At 72.3% G+C, this 16,677-nt stretch carries 17 protein-coding genes; 14 read left to right on the top strand and 3 right to left on the bottom strand.

Annotated elements, in window-relative coordinates:
* Both F8271_RS22440 and F8271_RS22445 read right to left on the bottom strand, forming a co-directional pair.
* Positions 1 to 350, bottom strand: a 350-nt coding sequence (locus tag F8271_RS22440) for a hypothetical protein (RefSeq protein ID WP_151491810.1), incomplete at its 3' end; no start/stop codon positions are given.
* Positions 351 to 492: 142 nt separating this feature from the next.
* Positions 493 to 954 carry an Lrp/AsnC family transcriptional regulator gene (locus F8271_RS22445; protein ID WP_151491796.1) on the bottom strand — a complete coding sequence of 154 codons (462 nt, stop codon included), beginning with the start codon at positions 952 to 954 and terminating at the stop codon, positions 493 to 495.
* A gap of 147 nt (positions 955 to 1,101) precedes the next feature.
* Between F8271_RS22445 and F8271_RS22450 the strand changes: the two genes are divergently transcribed.
* The 14 genes from F8271_RS22450 to F8271_RS22515 all read left to right on the top strand — a co-directional run bounded on the left by F8271_RS22450 (position 1,102) and on the right by F8271_RS22515 (position 14,054).
* Positions 1,102 to 2,004, top strand: a complete 903-nt coding sequence (locus F8271_RS22450) for a tryptophan 2,3-dioxygenase (RefSeq protein ID WP_151491797.1) — start codon at positions 1,102 to 1,104, stop codon at positions 2,002 to 2,004.
* 14 nt (positions 2,005 to 2,018) lie between these two features.
* Positions 2,019 to 3,299: a kynureninase gene (gene kynU / locus F8271_RS22455; RefSeq protein ID WP_151491798.1), complete on the top strand. Its 1,281-nt coding sequence runs from the start codon at positions 2,019 to 2,021 to the stop codon at positions 3,297 to 3,299.
* A complete protein-coding gene (locus tag F8271_RS22460; RefSeq protein ID WP_151491799.1) occupies positions 3,296 to 4,633 on the top strand; it encodes an NAD(P)/FAD-dependent oxidoreductase in 1,338 nt (445 codons plus the stop codon). Before kynU ends, F8271_RS22460 begins: the two co-directional genes overlap by 4 nt.
* A gap of 23 nt (positions 4,634 to 4,656) precedes the next feature.
* Positions 4,657 to 6,138 carry a 2-hydroxymuconic semialdehyde dehydrogenase gene (locus tag F8271_RS22465; protein WP_151491811.1) on the top strand — a complete coding sequence of 494 codons (1,482 nt, stop codon included), beginning with the start codon at positions 4,657 to 4,659 and terminating at the stop codon, positions 6,136 to 6,138.
* Between the two features lie 20 nt (positions 6,139 to 6,158).
* Positions 6,159 to 6,956, top strand: a complete 798-nt coding sequence (locus F8271_RS22470; protein ID WP_151491800.1) for a 2-keto-4-pentenoate hydratase — start codon at positions 6,159 to 6,161, stop codon at positions 6,954 to 6,956.
* Positions 6,953 to 7,888 carry an acetaldehyde dehydrogenase (acetylating) gene (locus F8271_RS22475; RefSeq protein ID WP_151491801.1) on the top strand — a complete coding sequence of 312 codons (936 nt, stop codon included), beginning with the start codon at positions 6,953 to 6,955 and terminating at the stop codon, positions 7,886 to 7,888. The genes F8271_RS22470 and F8271_RS22475 overlap by 4 nt, the downstream gene beginning before the upstream one ends.
* On the top strand, positions 7,885 to 8,949 hold the full coding sequence (gene dmpG, locus F8271_RS22480; protein ID WP_151491802.1) for a 4-hydroxy-2-oxovalerate aldolase: 1,065 nt from the start codon (positions 7,885 to 7,887) through the stop codon (positions 8,947 to 8,949). The genes F8271_RS22475 and dmpG overlap by 4 nt, the downstream gene beginning before the upstream one ends.
* Positions 8,946 to 9,719 carry a 2-keto-4-pentenoate hydratase gene (locus tag F8271_RS22485; protein ID WP_151491803.1) on the top strand — a complete coding sequence of 258 codons (774 nt, stop codon included), beginning with the start codon at positions 8,946 to 8,948 and terminating at the stop codon, positions 9,717 to 9,719. Before dmpG ends, F8271_RS22485 begins: the two co-directional genes overlap by 4 nt.
* Positions 9,716 to 10,138, top strand: coding sequence for a RidA family protein (locus F8271_RS22490; protein ID WP_151491804.1), 423 nt, complete (start codon positions 9,716 to 9,718; stop codon positions 10,136 to 10,138). The genes F8271_RS22485 and F8271_RS22490 overlap by 4 nt, the downstream gene beginning before the upstream one ends.
* Positions 10,135 to 10,659, top strand: a complete 525-nt coding sequence (locus tag F8271_RS22495; protein WP_151491805.1) for a 3-hydroxyanthranilate 3,4-dioxygenase — start codon at positions 10,135 to 10,137, stop codon at positions 10,657 to 10,659. The genes F8271_RS22490 and F8271_RS22495 overlap by 4 nt, the downstream gene beginning before the upstream one ends.
* Positions 10,659 to 11,669: an amidohydrolase family protein gene (locus F8271_RS22500; protein WP_151491806.1), complete on the top strand. Its 1,011-nt coding sequence runs from the start codon at positions 10,659 to 10,661 to the stop codon at positions 11,667 to 11,669. The genes F8271_RS22495 and F8271_RS22500 overlap by 1 nt, the downstream gene beginning before the upstream one ends.
* 155 nt (positions 11,670 to 11,824) lie before the next feature.
* Positions 11,825 to 13,291: an amidase gene (locus F8271_RS22505; protein WP_151491807.1), complete on the top strand. Its 1,467-nt coding sequence runs from the start codon at positions 11,825 to 11,827 to the stop codon at positions 13,289 to 13,291.
* 72 nt (positions 13,292 to 13,363) lie between these two features.
* A complete protein-coding gene (locus tag F8271_RS22510) occupies positions 13,364 to 13,660 on the top strand; it encodes a hypothetical protein (RefSeq protein ID WP_151491812.1) in 297 nt (98 codons plus the stop codon).
* Entirely contained in the window at positions 13,647 to 14,054 is a 408-nt protein-coding gene (locus F8271_RS22515; protein ID WP_151491808.1) for a DUF5130 family protein, read from the top strand. Before F8271_RS22510 ends, F8271_RS22515 begins: the two co-directional genes overlap by 14 nt.
* A 172-nt stretch (positions 14,055 to 14,226) precedes the next feature.
* Here the strand turns inward: F8271_RS22515 and pepN are convergent.
* Positions 14,227 to 16,677 (bottom strand): aminopeptidase N (gene pepN, locus F8271_RS22520; RefSeq protein ID WP_151491809.1); only part of this gene is annotated, 2,451 nt, incomplete at its 5' end.

Consider the following 16,677-nt stretch of genomic DNA (forward strand, 5'->3'; position numbering starts at 1 on the left):
CCCCCGGTCGCCGGTCCCTTGCTGGGCGAGGCCATGTTCAGCACGTTCAGCGTCGTCGACGCCGTCTGGCCGTTCTGGCAGCGCAGGTCGACCGCGTAGTCACCGGGTTCCTTGGTGCCCGGAACGGTGACCTCCCCCTTGAGGAAGCCGTTGTCCGGTCTGAGCATCACGTGCCCGAACGCGTCGGAGTGCACGTTGGCCTGCCGATCGTTGTTGTTGTCGCAGCTCGCGCGGATCGTGACCCGGCTGCCGGCCGGGACGCTGTTCGGGGTCACCTCGACGAACGTGTTCTCGCCGGCGCGGGCCGGCGCGACCGTCATCAGGACGAACGCCGCGACCAGCCCGACCAGTGTCAGTGCGGACGAGAGCGCGCGGTTGATCGTGCGGATTCCCTGCATGATTTCCCCCCAACCGGCGACGACCGCCGGAACCCTCCCCTGGGCACGCGCTGCTTTCCCCCTGACGCAGGGGCAAACCACGGGTCGGGGTGGGTCAGCGGCGGCGGAGGGTGTCGCCGGGTGGGACCGGGGTGATCGGCTGCCAGTCCAGCGGGGACGACAGGACCATCGTGCTCGACGGCTGGCCGTACGGGGCGAGTCGGTCGATGACGCCCTCGAACTCGCCGATCGAGCCGGCGGCCACCTTCAGCATGCTGCACGCGTCCCCGGTGATGCGGTGGATCTCCAGGATCTCCGGCCAGCCGGCCACCGCCGGGTCGTGCAGGATGCAGCGCGCCCCGTAGCAGGACATCCGGATCAACGCGACCACGGTGCGGCCGGCCCGGGTCAGATCGACGTGGGCGTGGTAGCCGGTGATCACACCGGCTTCCTCGAGCCGGCGGACCCGCTCCGCGACCGCTGGTGGGGACAGGTGCACCCGCCGGGACAGCTCACTGAAGGAGAGCCGCGCGTCGGCCTGCAACTCGCGCAGCAGCGCCCAGTCCATGTCATCCACGCTCAGACCTTACTTTCGTGAACCCGACTCGCCTAGCTGCCTTCGGTTTGCGAGCCACAGCCGAGAAGAGCCGTTGATCCGGCATTCCGTAGGCCGATCCGACCGCGGGATCATGACGTCGGCCAGTCCGGGGGAGGGAGTCCAATGGTGGATCAGACGGAGCGGCGGGTGCCGAACCGCCCCGCCACGGTGCGACCGGTGACCCCGCGGCAGCGGGCCGCCCGCGCCGCCCGCAACGGCGGTGAACCGACGCTGGAGTTCGCCGAGCGCGTGCCGTACGACGCGTACGTGCAGGCCAGCACCCTGCACCAGTTGCAGCAGCCGCTCAGTACCGACCCGGGCGAGATGTCGTTCCTCATGGTCAGTCAGATCATGGAGTTGTACTTCGGGCTGACCTGCCACGAGTTGCGCGAGACCCAGCGGCTGCTCCGCGCCGACCAGGTGTGGGACGCGCTCGCCCCGCTGCGCCGCGCGGCCCTGCACCTGGAGGGGCTCAACGCCGCCTGGCAGGGCCTGCGCTGGATGACCCCGGCCGATTTCAACCGGTTCCGCAACCTGCTCGGCGAGGGCTCCGGCTTCCAGTCGGCCATGTACCGGCACCTGGAATTCCGGCTCGGGCTGCGCGACCCGGCGCTGATCCGGCCGTTCCGCCGGCAGACCGAGGTGCACGCCGCGCTGAGCGCCGAGCTGGCCGCCCCCAGCCTGTGGGACGACGTGGTCGCGCTGCTCGCGCGGCGTGGCTTCGACCTCCCCGCCGACCTGCTCGCCCGGGACGTGGCCGTGGAGCACGACCCGCACCCGTCCGTCGAGGCGGCCTGGGTACGCGTCTACGCCGACGCCGGCCCCGACAACCACCTGCGGCTGCTCGGCGAGGCGCTCAGCGGCGTCGCCGAGGAGTTCGGCGACTGGCGGTGGAACCACGTCAAGGCGGTGCAGCGAACAATGGGCGCCAAGGTCGGCAGCGGCGGCTCCGCCGGGCTGGCGTGGTTGCAGCGCAGCATGTCCCGGGTCGTCTTCCCGGAGCTGTGGTCGGCCCGTACCGCGATGTGACCGGAGAGCGAGACATGCACACCCCAGAACGAGAGGCGCACCGCCTCGACGAGGCCGACCCGGGCCACCGGCACCTGTTCCTCGTGCCGCCGGCCGACGGCGGCGACCACCCCGAGTCGGCGTACCTGGCCGGCAACTCGCTCGGCCTGCAACCCCGGGCCACCCGCGACGAACTCCTCGCCGACCTGGACGCGTGGGGGCGGCTCGGCGTCGAGGGGCACCTGGAGGCGCAACGCCCCTGGCTGCCGTACCACGAGCTGTTGACGGCGCCGGCCGCCCGACTGGTCGGCGCCCGGCCCGCGGAGACCGTGGTGATGAACTCGCTCACGGTCAACCTGCACCTGCTGATGGTGAGTTTCTACCGCCCGGCGGGTGCCCGCACCCGCATCGTCATCGAGGACGCCGCGTTCCCCTCGGACAGTTACGCGGTGCGCAGCCAGGCCCGGTTCCACGGCCTGGACCCGGACGACACGGTCATCCGGCTGCGCCCGCGCCCCGGCGAGGACGCCCTGCGCACCGAGGACGTCACCGACTACCTGGCCGCCGAGGGCGACCGGGTGGCGTTGGTGCTGCTCGGCGGGGTCAACTACCTGACCGGTGAGTTGCTGGACATCCCCGCGATCACGGCAGCCGGCCGCGCGGCCGGCGCGGTCGTCGGCTGGGATCTCGCGCACGCGGTGGGCAACGTGCCCCTCGCGCTGCACGACTGGGACGTCGACTTCGCGGCCTGGTGCTCCTACAAGTACCTGAACTCCGGGCCGGGTGCCCTCGCCGGTGTGTTCGTGCACGAGCGGCACCTCGGCGACGCGGACCTGCCCCGCTTCGAGGGCTGGTGGAGCACCGCGGCGGCGACCCGGTTCGAGATGACGCCGGTGTCCCGGCCACCGGCCACGGTGGAGGCCTGGCAGATCTCCAACCCGCCGATCTTCGCGATGGGTCCGGTGCGTACCTCGCTGGAGCTGTTCGACGCGGTCGGGATGCCCGCGCTGCGGGCACGCAGCCAGCGGCTCACCGGCTGGCTGGAGTCGCTGCTCGACGAGGTCACCGCCGACCGGCCGCTGCGCGTGGTCACCCCGCGCGACCCGGCCCGGCGGGGCTGCCAGCTCTCGGTCCGCATCGGCGCCGGCAGCGCCGCCGAGCTGACCAAACGCCTGCGGTACGAACACGGCGTCATCGCCGACGCCCGCGAGCCGGACGTCGTCCGGTTCGCCCCGGTGCCGCTGTACTCCACGTACCTCGACTGCTGGCGGGCCGCCGCCGCCCTGGCGGCGACCGTGGGGCAGGTGAACCCGTGACGGCGCGACGCGACGAGATCGCGATCATCGGCGCCGGCCTGGCCGGCTGCCTGGCCGCCTGCTTCCTGGCCCGGCGCGGCTACCCGGTGGCCCTCTACGAGCGACGGCCCGACCCGCGCAACGGCACGGCCGAGCGCGGCCGGTCGATCAACCTGGCGCTGTCCGAGCGTGGGCTGGACGCGTTGCGTCGGATCGGCCTGGCCGAACAGGTGATGACCGACGCGCTGCCGATGCGCGGCCGGATGATCCACCCGGTGGAGGGGGAGCCGCAGTTCCAGTCGTACAGCGCGGCCGGTGACCGGGCGATCAACTCGATCAGCCGGGGCGCGCTGAACAACGCGCTGCTGGACGCCGCCGCGGCACTGCCCGGGGTCCGGATCGTCTTCGACCACCGGCTGGTCGGGCTCGACCCGACCGACGGCGCCCTGAGCTTCGACACCCCGCAGGGCACGGTCGCCGCGAAGGCGTCGGTGGTGCTGGGCGCCGACGGCGCCGGGTCCGCGGTCCGTGGACAACTGCTGGCGTACGGGCTGCTGAGCGAGAGTGTGGACTTCCTCGACTACGGCTACAAGGAGCTGACGATTCCGCCGCTGGGCGGGGACTTCGCGCTCGATCCGGACGCGCTGCACATCTGGCCGCGCGGCACCTCGATGATGATCGCGCTGCCGAACCCGGACCGCTCCTTCACCTGCACGCTGTTCTGGCCCAACGAGGGCGCCGGCAGCTTCGCCTCGCTCGACGACCCGGCCGCGATCGTCGCGCACTTCGCGCAGCACTACCCGGACGTGGTGCCGTTGGCGCCGACCCTGGTCGACGACTACCAGCACAACCCGGTGGGTGTGCTCGGCACCGTCCGCAGCACCCCCTGGCAGGTCAACGGCACCGTCGGCCTGCTCGGCGACGCGGCCCACGCCATCGTGCCGTTCTACGGCCAGGGCGCCAACTGCGCCTTCGAGGACGTGGTGGAACTGGACCGCTGCCTCGACGAGTGCGCCGACGACTGGGCGGCGGCGCTGCCGTTGTTCCAGCGACGCCGGCAGGAGAACGCCGAGGCCATCGCCCAGATGGCGCTGACGAACTTCGTGGAGATGCGGGACAAGGTCGCCTCCCCGGTCTTCCAGCTGCGCCGCGAGGTCGAGCACGCACTGGAACGGGCACTGCCCGGCCGGTACGTTGCCCAGTACGAGCTGGTGTCCTTCTCCACCACCCCGTACGCCGAGGTGCGCCGCCGCGTCCGTCGGCAGCACCGCGTGCTCGGCGCGGTCGTTGGCGGAGCGGCGCTGCTGCTGGCCGGCGCGGTCGCGGCGGCGCTCAGCCGAGGGAGGCGCGCGTGACGACACTCTGGGACTCCGCACTGATGACCGGCCGCGCGCCGGCCGGGCCGCCGCGCCTGCGTAACTTCGTGGGCGGCGAGTTCGTCGACGGTGGGCCGACGTTCACCAAGGCCAGCCCGGTCACCGGTGAGCCGGTGTTCGAGGTCGTCGAGGCGTCGCGGTCCACGGTGGACGACTCGGTGGCCGCCGCCCGGGCCGCGCTGCGCGGTCCGTGGGGCCGGATGGGCGAGCGGGAACGCGCCGAGGTGCTGCGCCGGGTCGCCGACGAGCTGGAGCGCCGCTTCGACGACCTGGTCACCGCCGAGGTCGCCGACACCGGCAAGTCCATCGCCCAGGCCCGCACGCTGGACATCCCGCGTGGGGCGGCGAACTTCCGGGCGTTCGCGGAGATCGTGGCGACCGCACCGACCGAGTCGTTCACCACCGTCACCCCGACCGGCGGCCGGGCGCTCAACTACGCCCTGCGCAAACCGGTCGGCGTGGTCGCGGTCATCGTGCCGTGGAACCTGCCGCTGCTGCTGCTCACCTGGAAGGTCGCACCGGCGCTGGCCTGCGGCAACGCCGTCGTGGTCAAGCCCAGCGAGGAGACTCCCGCCTCGGCGACGCTACTCGCCGAGGTGATGGCCGCCGCCGGCGTACCGGACGGGGTATTCAACCTCGTGCACGGGTTCGGACCGGACTCGGCCGGCGAGTTCCTCACCCGCCACCCCGGCGTCGACGCGATCACCTTCACCGGCGAGTCGGCCACCGGCGGCGCGATCATGCGGGCCGCCGCCGACGGCGTGAAGGCGGTGAGCTTCGAGCTGGGCGGCAAGAACGCCGGCCTGGTCTTCGCCGACGCCGACCTGGACGCCGCGGTGGCCGGGTCGGTGCGCTCCAGCTTCACCAACGGCGGGCAGGTGTGCCTCTGCACCGAACGCATCTACGTGCAACGCCCGGTCTTCGAGGAGTTCACCGCCCGGCTGGCGAAGCGGGCCGGGGAACTGGCGTACGGCTGGCCGACCGACGAGGCCACCGCCACCATGCCGCTGATCTCCCACCAGCACCGGGCGAAGGTGCTCGGCGCGTACGAGCTGGCCCGCACCGAGGGCGCCGAGGTGCTCACCGGGGGCGGCACGCCCACCTTCGGTGACGCCCGAGACGGCGGGTCGTACGTGCAGCCGACGGTGCTCACCGGCCTCGGTCCGGACGCCCGCACCAACCGGGAGGAGATCTTCGGCCCGGTGGTGCACGTCGCGCCGTTCGACACCGAGGACGAGGCGTACGCCCTGGCCAACGGCACCGAGTACGGCCTCGCCGCGACCGTGTGGACCCGGGACGTGGGTGTCGCGCACCGCGCCGGCGCCCGGCTGGACGCCGGCATCGTCTGGGTCAACACCTGGTTCCTGCGCGACCTGCGCACCCCGTTCGGCGGGGTGAAGGCGTCCGGCATCGGCCGGGAGGGCGGCGTGCACTCGCTGAACTTCTACTCCGAACTCACCAACGTCTGCGTGGACCTGTCGTGAGCCGTAGCGAGGGAGCGAGCGTGGACGCTGACATCGAGGCCGCCAACCGGGAGCTGGCCGACGCCCGCGGCACCGGCAAGCCGTGCCCGCCGCTGCGCGGTCGGTTGCTGCCGGAGGGCGACGTCGAGTCCGCGTACCGTGTGCAGCAGCTCCAGGCGCGGGCCTGGCAGGGCCGCGGCGAACGCCGGGTCGGCGCGAAGATCGGGCTGACGTCCCGGGCGGTGCAGGAGACCTTCGGGGTGTTCCAGCCCGACTTCGGGATGCTGACCGACGCGATGGCCGTCGGCGACGGGGTCGAGGTGGCCATCGACCGGCTGCTCCAGCCGCGGGTCGAGGCGGAGATCGCGTTCGTGCTCGACCGGGACCTCGCGGACCCGCAGATCACCACGGTCGACCTGATTCGCGCGGTCGACCACGTGCTGCCGGCGATCGAGATCGTCGACTCGCGGATCGCCGCCTGGGACATCTCCATCGTGGACACCATCGCCGACAACGCCTCCAGCGGGCTGTTCGTGCTCGGTACCACCCCGCGCCGGCTCTCCGACGTCGACCTGCGGCTGTGCGGGATGGTGCTGGAGCACGCCGGTGAGCCGGTCTCGGTCGGCGCGGGCGCGGCCTGCCTCGGCAACCCGCTGCACGCCCTGCAGTGGCTGGCGAGCACCCTCGCCCGCGCCGGTGACCCGCTGCGCGCCGGCGACGTGGTGCTCTCCGGGGCGCTCGGCCCGATGGTGCCGGTCACCCCGGGCGCCGCGTACGAGGCGCGGATCTCCGGGCTCGGTTCGGTACGCACCGCCTTCACCCGAGGAGAGACAGCATGAGCGTCGGCGTGGCGGTGCTGGGATCGGGAAACATCGGCACCGACCTGATGATCAAGGTGCTGCGGCTGAGCGACAGCCTGCGGATGGTGGCGATGGCCGGCATCGACCCGGCCTCCGACGGCCTGGCGCGGGCTCGCCGCCTCGGCGTGGCCACCACCGCCGAGGGCGTGGACGGGCTGGTCGCGATGCCCGAGTTCGCCGACGTGGAGCTGGTCTTCGACGCCACCTCGGCCGGCGCGCACCGACGCCACGACGAGGTGCTGCGCGCGCACGGCCGCACCGTGGTCGACCTGACCCCGGCCGCGCTCGGCCCGTACGTGGTGCCGCCGGTCAACCTCGACGAGCACCTGCACGAACGCAACGTCAACATGGTGACCTGCGGCGGCCAGGCGACCGTGCCGATCGTCGCCGCCGTGCGCCGGGTCACCCCGGTGGTGTACGGGGAGATCGTCGCGTCGATCGCGTCGAAGTCGGCGGGGCCGGGCACCCGGGCCAACATCGACGAGTTCACCGAGACCACGGCCCGCGCCATCGAGGTGGTCGGCGGGGCCGAACGGGGCAAGGCGATCATCGTGCTGAACCCGGCGGACCCGCCGCTGCTGATGCGCGACACCGTCTACTGCCTCTGCCCGGACGTGGACGCCGACACCGACGCGATCGCCGCCTCGGTGGCGGACATGGTGGCGACGGTCCAGGAGTACGTGCCCGGCTACCGCCTCAAGCAGGACGTGCAGTTCGACCGGGTGCGGGCGTACCTGCCGACGCTCGGGCGGCAGCTCACCGCGTTGCAGGTGTCGGTCTACCTGGAGGTCTCCGGCGCGGGCCACTACCTGCCGGCGTACGCCGGGAACCTGGACATCATGACCTCCGCCGCGCTGCGCACCGCGGAGCGGCTGGTCGCCCTGCGTTCCTCGGAGGTGGCCGCGCCATGACCGACCTGTACATCCAGGACGTGACGCTGCGCGACGGCATGCACGCCATCGCCCACCGGTACACCGTCGAGCAGGTGCGCACCATCGCCGCCGCGCTGGACGCCGCCGGGGTGGCCGCCATCGAGGTGGCGCACGGCGACGGCCTCGCCGGCTCCAGCGTCAACTACGGCCACGGCGCGGCCAGCGACGCCGAGTGGATCTCGGCCGCCGCCGAGGTGCTGACCACGGCGAGGCTGACCACGCTGCTGTTGCCGGGCATCGGCACCATCGCCGACCTGAAGGCGGCCAAGGCGCTCGGGGTGACAAGCGTTCGGATCGCCACCCACTGCACGGAGGCGGACATCTCCGCCCAGCACATCTCCTGGGCCCGGGAGAACGGCATGGACGTGGCCGGGTTCCTGATGATGTCGCACATGAACGATGCGGCCGGGCTGGCCGGGCAGGCCAAGCTCATGGAGTCGTACGGGGCGCACTGCGTCTACGTCACCGACTCCGGTGGCCGGCTGCTGATGTCCGACGTGGCGCAGCGGGTCGACGCGTACCGGCAGGTGCTCGCACCGGAGACGCAGATCGGCATCCACGCCCACCACAACCTGTCGCTCGGGGTGGCCAACAGCGTGCTCGCCGTCGAGCACGGCCGGATCACCGGGTCCGCGCCGGCCGGCCCCGACGCGGTGCACGGCCGGACAGTCCGCGTCGACGCGTCCCTCGCCGGCATGGGCGCGGGTGCCGGCAACGCGCCGCTGGAGGTCTTCGTGGCGGTCGCCGAGCTGCACGGCTGGAAGCACGGCTGCGACGTGTTCGCCCTGATGGACGCCGCCGACGACATCGTCCGCCCGTTGCAGGACCGGCCGGTCCAGGTGGACCGGGAGACGCTCTCCCTGGGGTACGCGGGGGTCTACTCCAGCTTCCTGCGGCACGCCGAGCGGGCCTCCGCGAAGTACGGCGTGGACGTCCGGTCGATCCTCGTCGAGCTGGGTCGACGCCGGATGGTCGGCGGCCAGGAGGACATGATCGTGGACGTGGCACTGGACCTGACCGGCAAGGGTGACGCAGCATGATCGGACCAGACATCGCGGGGATCGCCGAGAAGCTGGCCGCGGCCGCCGACACGGCCACCGCCATCCCGCAGCTCGCCGCCGAGACGGGCCTCGACGTGGACGGCGCGTACGCCGCGCAGGCCGCGTTGCTCCAGCGTCGCCTCGACTCCGGTGAGCGGCTGGTCGGGCTGAAGATGGGGCTCACCAGCAGGGCGAAGATGGCCCAGGTCGGCGTGGACGAGGTGATCTGGGGGCGGCTCACCAACGCGATGCGGGTGCCCGACGGCGGCGGGGTGGATCCGGCCGCGTACATCCATCCCCGCGTCGAGCCGGAGGTGGCGTTCCTGCTGGACCGGCTGCCCGAGCCGGGTGAGCCGGTCGGCGACTTCGCCACGGCCGTCCGCGCGGTCGCCCCGGCCATCGAGCTGATCGACTCCCGGTACGCGGACTTCCGCTTCTCGTTGCCGGACGTCATCGCCGACAACACCTCGGCCGCCGCCTTCGTGATCGGGCCGTGGTCGCCGGTGCCGGCCGGGCTGGACAACCTGGGCGTGCTGCTGGAGGTCGACGGGCGGGTGGCGCAGGTCGGCTCGACGGCGGCGATCCTCGGCGATCCGCGCCGGGCACTCGACGAGGGCATCCGGCTGGCCGGCCGGCACGGGGTGCGGCTGGAGTCCGGCTGGGTCTTCCTGGCCGGCGCCGCCACCGCGGCGGTGCCGTTGCGTCCCGGGGCCCATGTCCGTGCCGTCGTCGAGAAGCTCGGCACGGCATCGCTGCGGGCCTCGTCGTGACCGCGCGGGTGGTGGCCGGCAAGGCCGTGCCGCGGGGAGCGTTTCCGCACGTCAAGGTCGCGGGTGGGTTCGTCTTCGTCTCCGGTACGTCGTCGCGGCGGCCGGACAACACGTTCGCCGGGGTGTCGGTGGACGAGTTCGGCACCACCGACCTCGACATCCGGGTGCAGACGCGAGCCGTGATCGAGAACATCGGCGACCTGCTGCGTTCGGTCGGCGCCGACCTCAGCGACCTCGTCCAGGTGACGACGTACCTGGTCACCATGAACGACTTCGGTGGTTACAACGAGGTCTGGGCGGAGTTCTTCGACGCGTCCGGTCCGACCCGTACGACGGTGGCGGTGCACCAGTTGCCGCACCCGCACCTGCTCATCGAGATCCAGGCCGTGGCCCTTCTTCCCTCGGGAGGTCAGTCGTGAGTGAGATCGCCGAGCCGTTCAGCTTTCCGGGCTGGATCGCGGACAACCAGCACCTGTTGAAGCCGCCGGTGGGCAACAAGGAGATGTTCCCCGGCGGGGACGACTTCATCGTGATGGTGGTGGGCGGTCCCAACCAGCGCACCGACTTCCACGTGGACCCGTACGAGGAGTTCTTCTACCAGGTCAAGGGCAACATGCACATCAACCTGATGACCCCGGAGGGGCCGCGTACGGTGCACGTCCGCGAGGGTCAGATGTGGATGCTGCCACGGAACACCCCACACTCGCCGCAGCGGCCGGAGGCCGGCTCGATCGGTGTGGTCGTCGAGCGGGTCCGTGAGGAGGGCACGCTGGAGACGTTCCAGTGGTACTGCCCTGAGTGCGGGCACAAGGTGCACGAGGTGGAGTTGCAGGTCCGCGACATCGCGGCCGACCTGCCCCCGGTGTTCCAGGCGTTCTACGCCGACGAGGCGGCGCGTACCTGCGCCAACTGCGGCACCCTGCATCCGGGCAAGGGCTGATGCCCGCAGGTGCGGTCGACGTGCACACGCACGTCGTACCCAAGGGGTGGCCGGACCTCGCCGGCGCGTGCGGCGGGTCCGGTTGGCCCTGGTTGCGGGTCGACTCCGAGCGCGCCGCCATGATCATGGTGGGGGAGACGGAGTTCCGCCCGGTCGGCGCCGAGTGCTGGGACGCCGAGCGCCGGCTGGCCGACATGGACGCCGACGGCGTGGACGTGCAGGTGGTGTCGCCGACCCCGGTCTTCTTCAGCTACGACCGCCCGGCCGACCAGGCGGTGAAGGTCGCCCGGATCTTCAACGACCTGACCCTGGAGGTCACCGCGGCCGGTGGCGACCGGCTGGTGCCGTTCTGCCAGGTGCCGTTGCAGGATCCGGATGCCGCCTGCGCCGAGCTGGACCGCAGCCTGGCCGCCGGGCACGTCGGCGTGGAGATCGGCAACCACGTCGGCGACCGGGACCTGGACGACGCGGGCGTGGTCACCTTCCTGCAGCACTGCGCCGAGGTGGGCGCGCCGGTCTTCGTCCACCCGTGGGACATGCCGGGCGGTCCCCGGCTGGACCGGTGGATGGCCCGCTGGCTCACCGGGATGCCCGCCGAGACGCACCTGTCGGTGCTGGCGATGATCCTGGGCGGCGTCTTCGACCGGGTGCCGGACACGCTGCGGATCTGCTTCGCGCACGGCGGCGGCAGCTTCCCGTTCTGGCTGGGCCGCGCCGACAACGCCTGGCACCGCCGCGGTGACCTGGTCCGGGGCGCGTCCGCCGGCCCGCCCAGCAGCTACCTCGACCGGTTCAGCGTCGACTCGGTGGTCTTCGCGGCACCCGCGCTGCGGCTGCTGGTCGACACGATGGGGGAGGACCGGGTGCTGGTGGGCAGCGACTACCCGTACCCGCTGGGCGAACGGCCGGCCGGCGCGGTGGTCCGTGCGGCCGACTTCCTCACCGACGCCCAGCGCGACAAGCTTCTGTCCGCCAACGCCCGGCGCTTCCTTGGCCGATCGGAGCCGTAGCGGCTGGATCGGCCACCGACAGCTCTACGAGCGTGATGCCGGTGAGTCATCTTGATGACTCACCGGCATCACGCTCGTCAGTACAAGGCCGGTGGGCTGTCCAGGCGACGTCGTGTCGAACGACAAAGGCCGGTCGCAGCGGGCAGGATGACGGCATGGCCGAGCCGCACGACCTGACCGCGTTGGAGCAGGCCGCCGCGATTACCCGCGGCGAGCTGTCCAGCGTCGAGCTGGTCGAGCACAGTCTGCGCCGGGTCACCGCGCTCGGCGACACCGTGGGCGCGTTCGTGACGGTCACACCCGAGCTGGCCCGCGAGGCCGCCCGCGCCGCCGACGCCGCACCCGTCGACCGGCGCGGCCCGCTGCACGGCGTCCCGACCGCGATCAAGGACCTGACCCTCACCGCCGGGGTCCGTACCACCTTCGGCTCGGCCGCCTTCGCCGACTTCGTCCCGCCGGTCGACGCCGATGTGGTCCGGTTCATCAAGGCCGCCGGCCTGGTCAGCCTCGGCAAGACGACCACCTCCGAGCTGGGCTGCTCGCTCTACTCGGAGGGCCGCGTCGCGCCGCCGGCCCGCAATCCGTGGCAGCTGGCGTACACCGCAGGCGGTTCCAGCGGCGGCGCGGCGGCGGCGGTCGCGGCCGGGTTGGTCCCGGTCGCCCAGGGCTCCGACGGCGGCGGGTCGCTGCGCATCCCGGCGTCGCTCTGCGGCCTGGTCGGCTACAAGCCCAGCCGTGGCCTCGTCTCCGGCGGGCCGATCGGCTCCGGCGCGTTCGGCCTACCCACCAGCGGACCGCTCGGGCGGACCGTCACCGACGTCGCCGCGCTCCTCGACGTCATGGCCGTGCCGGTGCCCGGCGAGCCCTACCTGCCGCCGTCCGCGCCGCCCGGCGGCTACCTCGCCGCCGCCCGTCGGGCCGCGCCCGGCCGGCTGCGGATCGGCCGTTTCACCACCCCGATGCTCGCCGACGAGCCGGTGCACCCCGACTGCGTCGCCGCCGTGGACCGGGCCGCCGCGCTGCTCACCGCCGCGGGCCACGAGGTGGTCGAGGTGCCGCCGCCGCTCGGGCCGGACGCGTGGCCGCTGTTCGAAATCATCTGGTACGTGTTGGCGCTCACCCCGGTGCCCCCACACCGGGAGGCGGAGCTGCTGCCGTTGACCCGGCTGTTGCGGGCCCGCGGCGCCGACATCTCCGCCGGCACGCTGGCCGCCACCCTCGGTGAGCTGCAGGCGCAGGTCCGTCTCGGTGCCCGCCGCACCGCCGGTTGCGACCTGCTGCTCTGTCCCACCCTGGCCGCCCCGCAGGCACCCGTCGGCTGGTTCACCGCGGACGGTGACCCGGCGGCGGACTTCGACCGACAACGCCGGTTCTCGCCCTACTGCGCCATTTTCAACGTCACCGGTGATCCCTCCGTCTCCCTGCCGTTGGGCACCACCACGACCGACGGGCTGCCCGTTGGGGTGCTGCTCACCGGCCGCTACGGCGACGACGCCCGTCTCATCGCGACCGCTGCGCAACTGGAGAACTCCAGTGGCGGATGGGATCGGCACCCCGCAATCTGGCGGGCCGTCGACTCCGCTAACGTGAATGGAGACGGAGTCGGCCGGTCGACGTCATGATCGTCCATCCGACCCGATTGTTCGAGGTCCTTCTTCCGCCTGGGGGCGTTGGGATTGTCTGTTACCGAGACGTTGCTGGTCTTCGTCGGCATCCCGGCGGCCGCGGTGCTGGTCATCGCCGGCCTGGCGTACGCCGGTAGCCGTGGTGGTGCCACCGGCGGTGGCGGCGGCGCGAAGCGCTACCGGCCCGGCCGACCCTTCGACTTCACACCGGTGTGGTTCCTGGGCCGCCCGGAGCAGCTGGCCGACTCGGCCGGCACCGCGCTGACGGCGGGTGCGCAGGCGCCCGCGCTGACCAGCCACAAGCTTGAGCAGGCCAGCGTCGAGGCGCCGGCCGGGGGAACCGGAGGCGCAAGTGACCGTTGGTGAGAAGCAGACCGGGTCGGAAAATCCGCCCGAGGTGCTCGACGGGCCGTTCTCGACCCGCCAGCTGCTGCGCATCGACGAGGCCCTGCGACTGGCCGACCAGGGCACCGGCCTGGTGTTCTCGGTGTTCGTCGGCGGCCTCGACGAGCCGATCCGCGAGCACGCCCAGCGGCTGCACCGCCAGCTCGCCGACCCCGACAAGTCGGTGCTGATCGTGGTGTCGCCCAACCAGCGCCAGTTGGAGATCGTCACCGGACGGCACGCCCGCAAGCGCATCCCCGACACGTACGCCAAGCTGGCCGCCCTCTCGATGGCCGGTGCGTTCAGCGGCGGCGACCTGGCCGGCGGCATCATCAACGGTCTCGACCAGCTCGCCAGCCACGCCGGCAAGGGCTGAGCCCTTCCCGGTACGGCGAAGCGGGCACGCGAGATCGTGCTCGATCCACGAAACAGGGGCCTCGGCTGCGGCTGAGGCCCCTGTTTCCGTGTTCGAGCGCGACCGTCAAGCCTGAACGGCCGGGGCCAGCGCGGGCTCGCACCCACGCCGGCCCCGGGCCGGTGCCAGCTGCTCAGGCGCTCTGGGCGTCCTTCGCGCGGGCCTTGAGCGCGCGGACCACGCCGTCACGGCCCTCGGCGACGAGCCGCCGCAGCGGGGCCGGGTGCCCGTCACCGGCCAGGAACGCGTCGGTGGCCGCCACCGTGTCGTCCTCGACCAGGTACGTCGGGTACGCCAACTGGGCGAACTCCTGCGCCGGCTCGCTGTCCCGGGTGGCCCACACCTGGCCGACGGCCGCGAAGTACCGCTCCCGGTACGGGGCGACCAGATCCACCTGGGTCGGGTGCGCGAAGCCCTGCAGCAGCGCCCGGTGCCGCCAGTTCGGCAGCGCGTCGGGACCGGTCAGCAGCGCCCAGACGGCAGCCTTGTTCTCCGCCGTCGGCACCAGCGCGTGCGCGTACGCGGCCTCCCGCTCGCCACTGGCGGTGCGGTCGCCGGCCAGTTCCGCCTCGATCTCGGCCGGTTCGGCCGCGCCGTTGGCCACCAGTGCGGCGAGCACCGTCCACCGCAGCTCCGTGTCCACGGTCAGACCGGCCGGCGCGCCGGACCCGTCCAGCCAGCCGCGCAGCGTCGCCAGGTCGTCCTCGGAGCGGGCCGCCGAGGTGAACGCGCGGGCCCAGGCCAGCTGGAACCCGCTGCCCGGCTCGGCGGCGGCCAGCGCGTCGCGGGCCGTACGGGCCAGCTCGGCCCAGCCGGTCGGTGCCCACGCCGGGTCGGCGTACAGGGTGAGCGCGGTGGTCGCCTGCCGCAGGGTGGCGGTGACCAGGTTGATGTCGGTCTCCGCGGGCAGCCCGCTCAGCGTCAGCGCCACGTAGTCGCGGGCGGACAGCTCGGCGTCGCGGATCATGTCCCACGCCGCGGTCCAGCAGAGCGCGCGGGCCAGCGACGACTCGAAGCCACCGATGTGCTGCACCACGGTGGACATCGACCGGTCGTCGAGGCGCAGCTTGGTGTAGCTCAGGTCATCGTCGTTGAGCAGCAGCACGTCGGCGGCGCGGACACCGCGCAGCTCGGCGAGGTCGGTCCGCTCGCCGGTCACGTCCACCTCGTAGCGCTCGCGGCGGACCAGCCGCCCGTCGGTGAGGTCGTACAGGCCCACGCCGATCCGGTGCGTCCGCAGCGTCGGGTACGCGGTCGGCGCCTCCTGCCGGACCGCCACCTGCTCGTACGTGCCGTCGGCGCCGATGGTCACCTCCGGGCGCAGCGTGTTGACCTGTGCGGTCTCCAGCCACTGCGCGGCGAACTTGCGCAGCTCCCGGCCGGAGGCCGCCTCCAGCTCGGTGAGCAGGTCGTCGAAGGTGGCGTTGCCCCAGGCGTGCTTGCCGAAGTACGCCCGCAGGCCGGCGACGAACGGCTCCTCACCCACGTACGAGACGAGCTGCTTGAGCACGCTCGCGCCCTTGGCGTAGGTGATGCCGTCGAAGTTGACCTCGACGGCCTCCATGTCCGGCATCTCGGTGTAGACCGGGTGGGTGGAGGACAGCTGGTCCTGCCGGTAGCCCCAGTTCTTCCGGATGGACAGGAACGTCGTCCACGCCTCGGTGAACCGGGTGGCGTTGGTGTTGCACCAGTGGCTGGCCCACTCGGCGAACGACTCGTTCAGCCACAGGTCGTTCCACCAGCGCATGGTGACCAGGTCACCGAACCACATGTGGGCCAGCTCGTGCAGGATCGTGTTGGCGCGCTGCTCGTACTCGAAGTCAGTGACCTGCGAGCGGAACAGGTAGTGCGACTCGGCGTGCGTGACGCAGCCGAAGTTCTCCATCGCGCCGGCGTTGAAGTCGGGCACCCAGAGCTGGTCGTACTTCGGCAGCGGGTAGCGCACGCCGAACTTCTCGTGGAAGAAGTCGAAGCCCTGCTTGGTGATCAGGAACAGGTCGTCGGAGTCCAGGTAGCGGGCCATCGACGCGCGGCAGAACACCCCCAGGTCGATGCCGTCGTGGGTGTCGCGCACCTCGTGGTACGGCCCGGCGCAGAGCGCCGTGATGTAGGTGCTCATCCGGGGCGACTCGGCGAAGTGCAGGGTCTTGAGCCCCTCACCGACCGCCTCCTCGGCCCGTACCGGCATGTTGGACACCACCCGCCAGTGCGCCGGCACCGTCGCGTGCCAGGTGTAGACGCTCTTCAGGTCGGGCTGGTCGAAGCAGGCGAACACCCGCTGCGCGTCGGCCGTCTCGAACTGGCTGTAGAGGTACGTCTCGCCGTCCACCGGGTCGACGGTGCGGTGCAGACCCTGCCCGCTGTTGGAGTAGCCGAAGTCCGCGTCGACCACCAGGGTGTTGTCGCTGTCCAGCCCGGACAGGGTGAGGCCCTTCTCGGCCGACCAGTCGGCGAGGTCGACCGGGGCGCCGTTCAGTGTGGCGGAGCGCACCGTCTCGGCGGCCAGCTCGATGAACGTGCTCGCGCCCGGCTCGGCGCAGCGGAACCGGACCTCGGTCGTCGACCGGAAGGTGCGGCCGTCGGC

Source organism: Micromonospora sp. ALFpr18c (genome assembly GCF_008868155.1).
Classification (GTDB): domain Bacteria; phylum Actinomycetota; class Actinomycetes; order Mycobacteriales; family Micromonosporaceae; genus Micromonospora.

What these genes read in the sequence shown, in the direction of transcription:
- F8271_RS22500 (WP_151491806.1), top strand. Translation starts at nt 10,659, where the DNA reads ATGCCCGCAGGTGCGGTCGACGTGCACACGCACGTCGTACCCAAGGGG.
- F8271_RS22505 (WP_151491807.1), top strand. Translation starts at nt 11,825, where the DNA reads ATGGCCGAGCCGCACGACCTGACCGCGTTGGAGCAGGCCGCCGCGATT.
- dmpG (WP_151491802.1), top strand. Translation starts at nt 7,885, where the DNA reads ATGACCGACCTGTACATCCAGGACGTGACGCTGCGCGACGGCATGCAC.
- F8271_RS22485 (WP_151491803.1), top strand. Translation starts at nt 8,946, where the DNA reads ATGATCGGACCAGACATCGCGGGGATCGCCGAGAAGCTGGCCGCGGCC.
- F8271_RS22465 (WP_151491811.1), top strand. Translation starts at nt 4,657, where the DNA reads ATGACCGGCCGCGCGCCGGCCGGGCCGCCGCGCCTGCGTAACTTCGTG.
- kynU (WP_151491798.1), top strand. Translation starts at nt 2,019, where the DNA reads ATGCACACCCCAGAACGAGAGGCGCACCGCCTCGACGAGGCCGACCCG.
- F8271_RS22475 (WP_151491801.1), top strand. Translation starts at nt 6,953, where the DNA reads ATGAGCGTCGGCGTGGCGGTGCTGGGATCGGGAAACATCGGCACCGAC.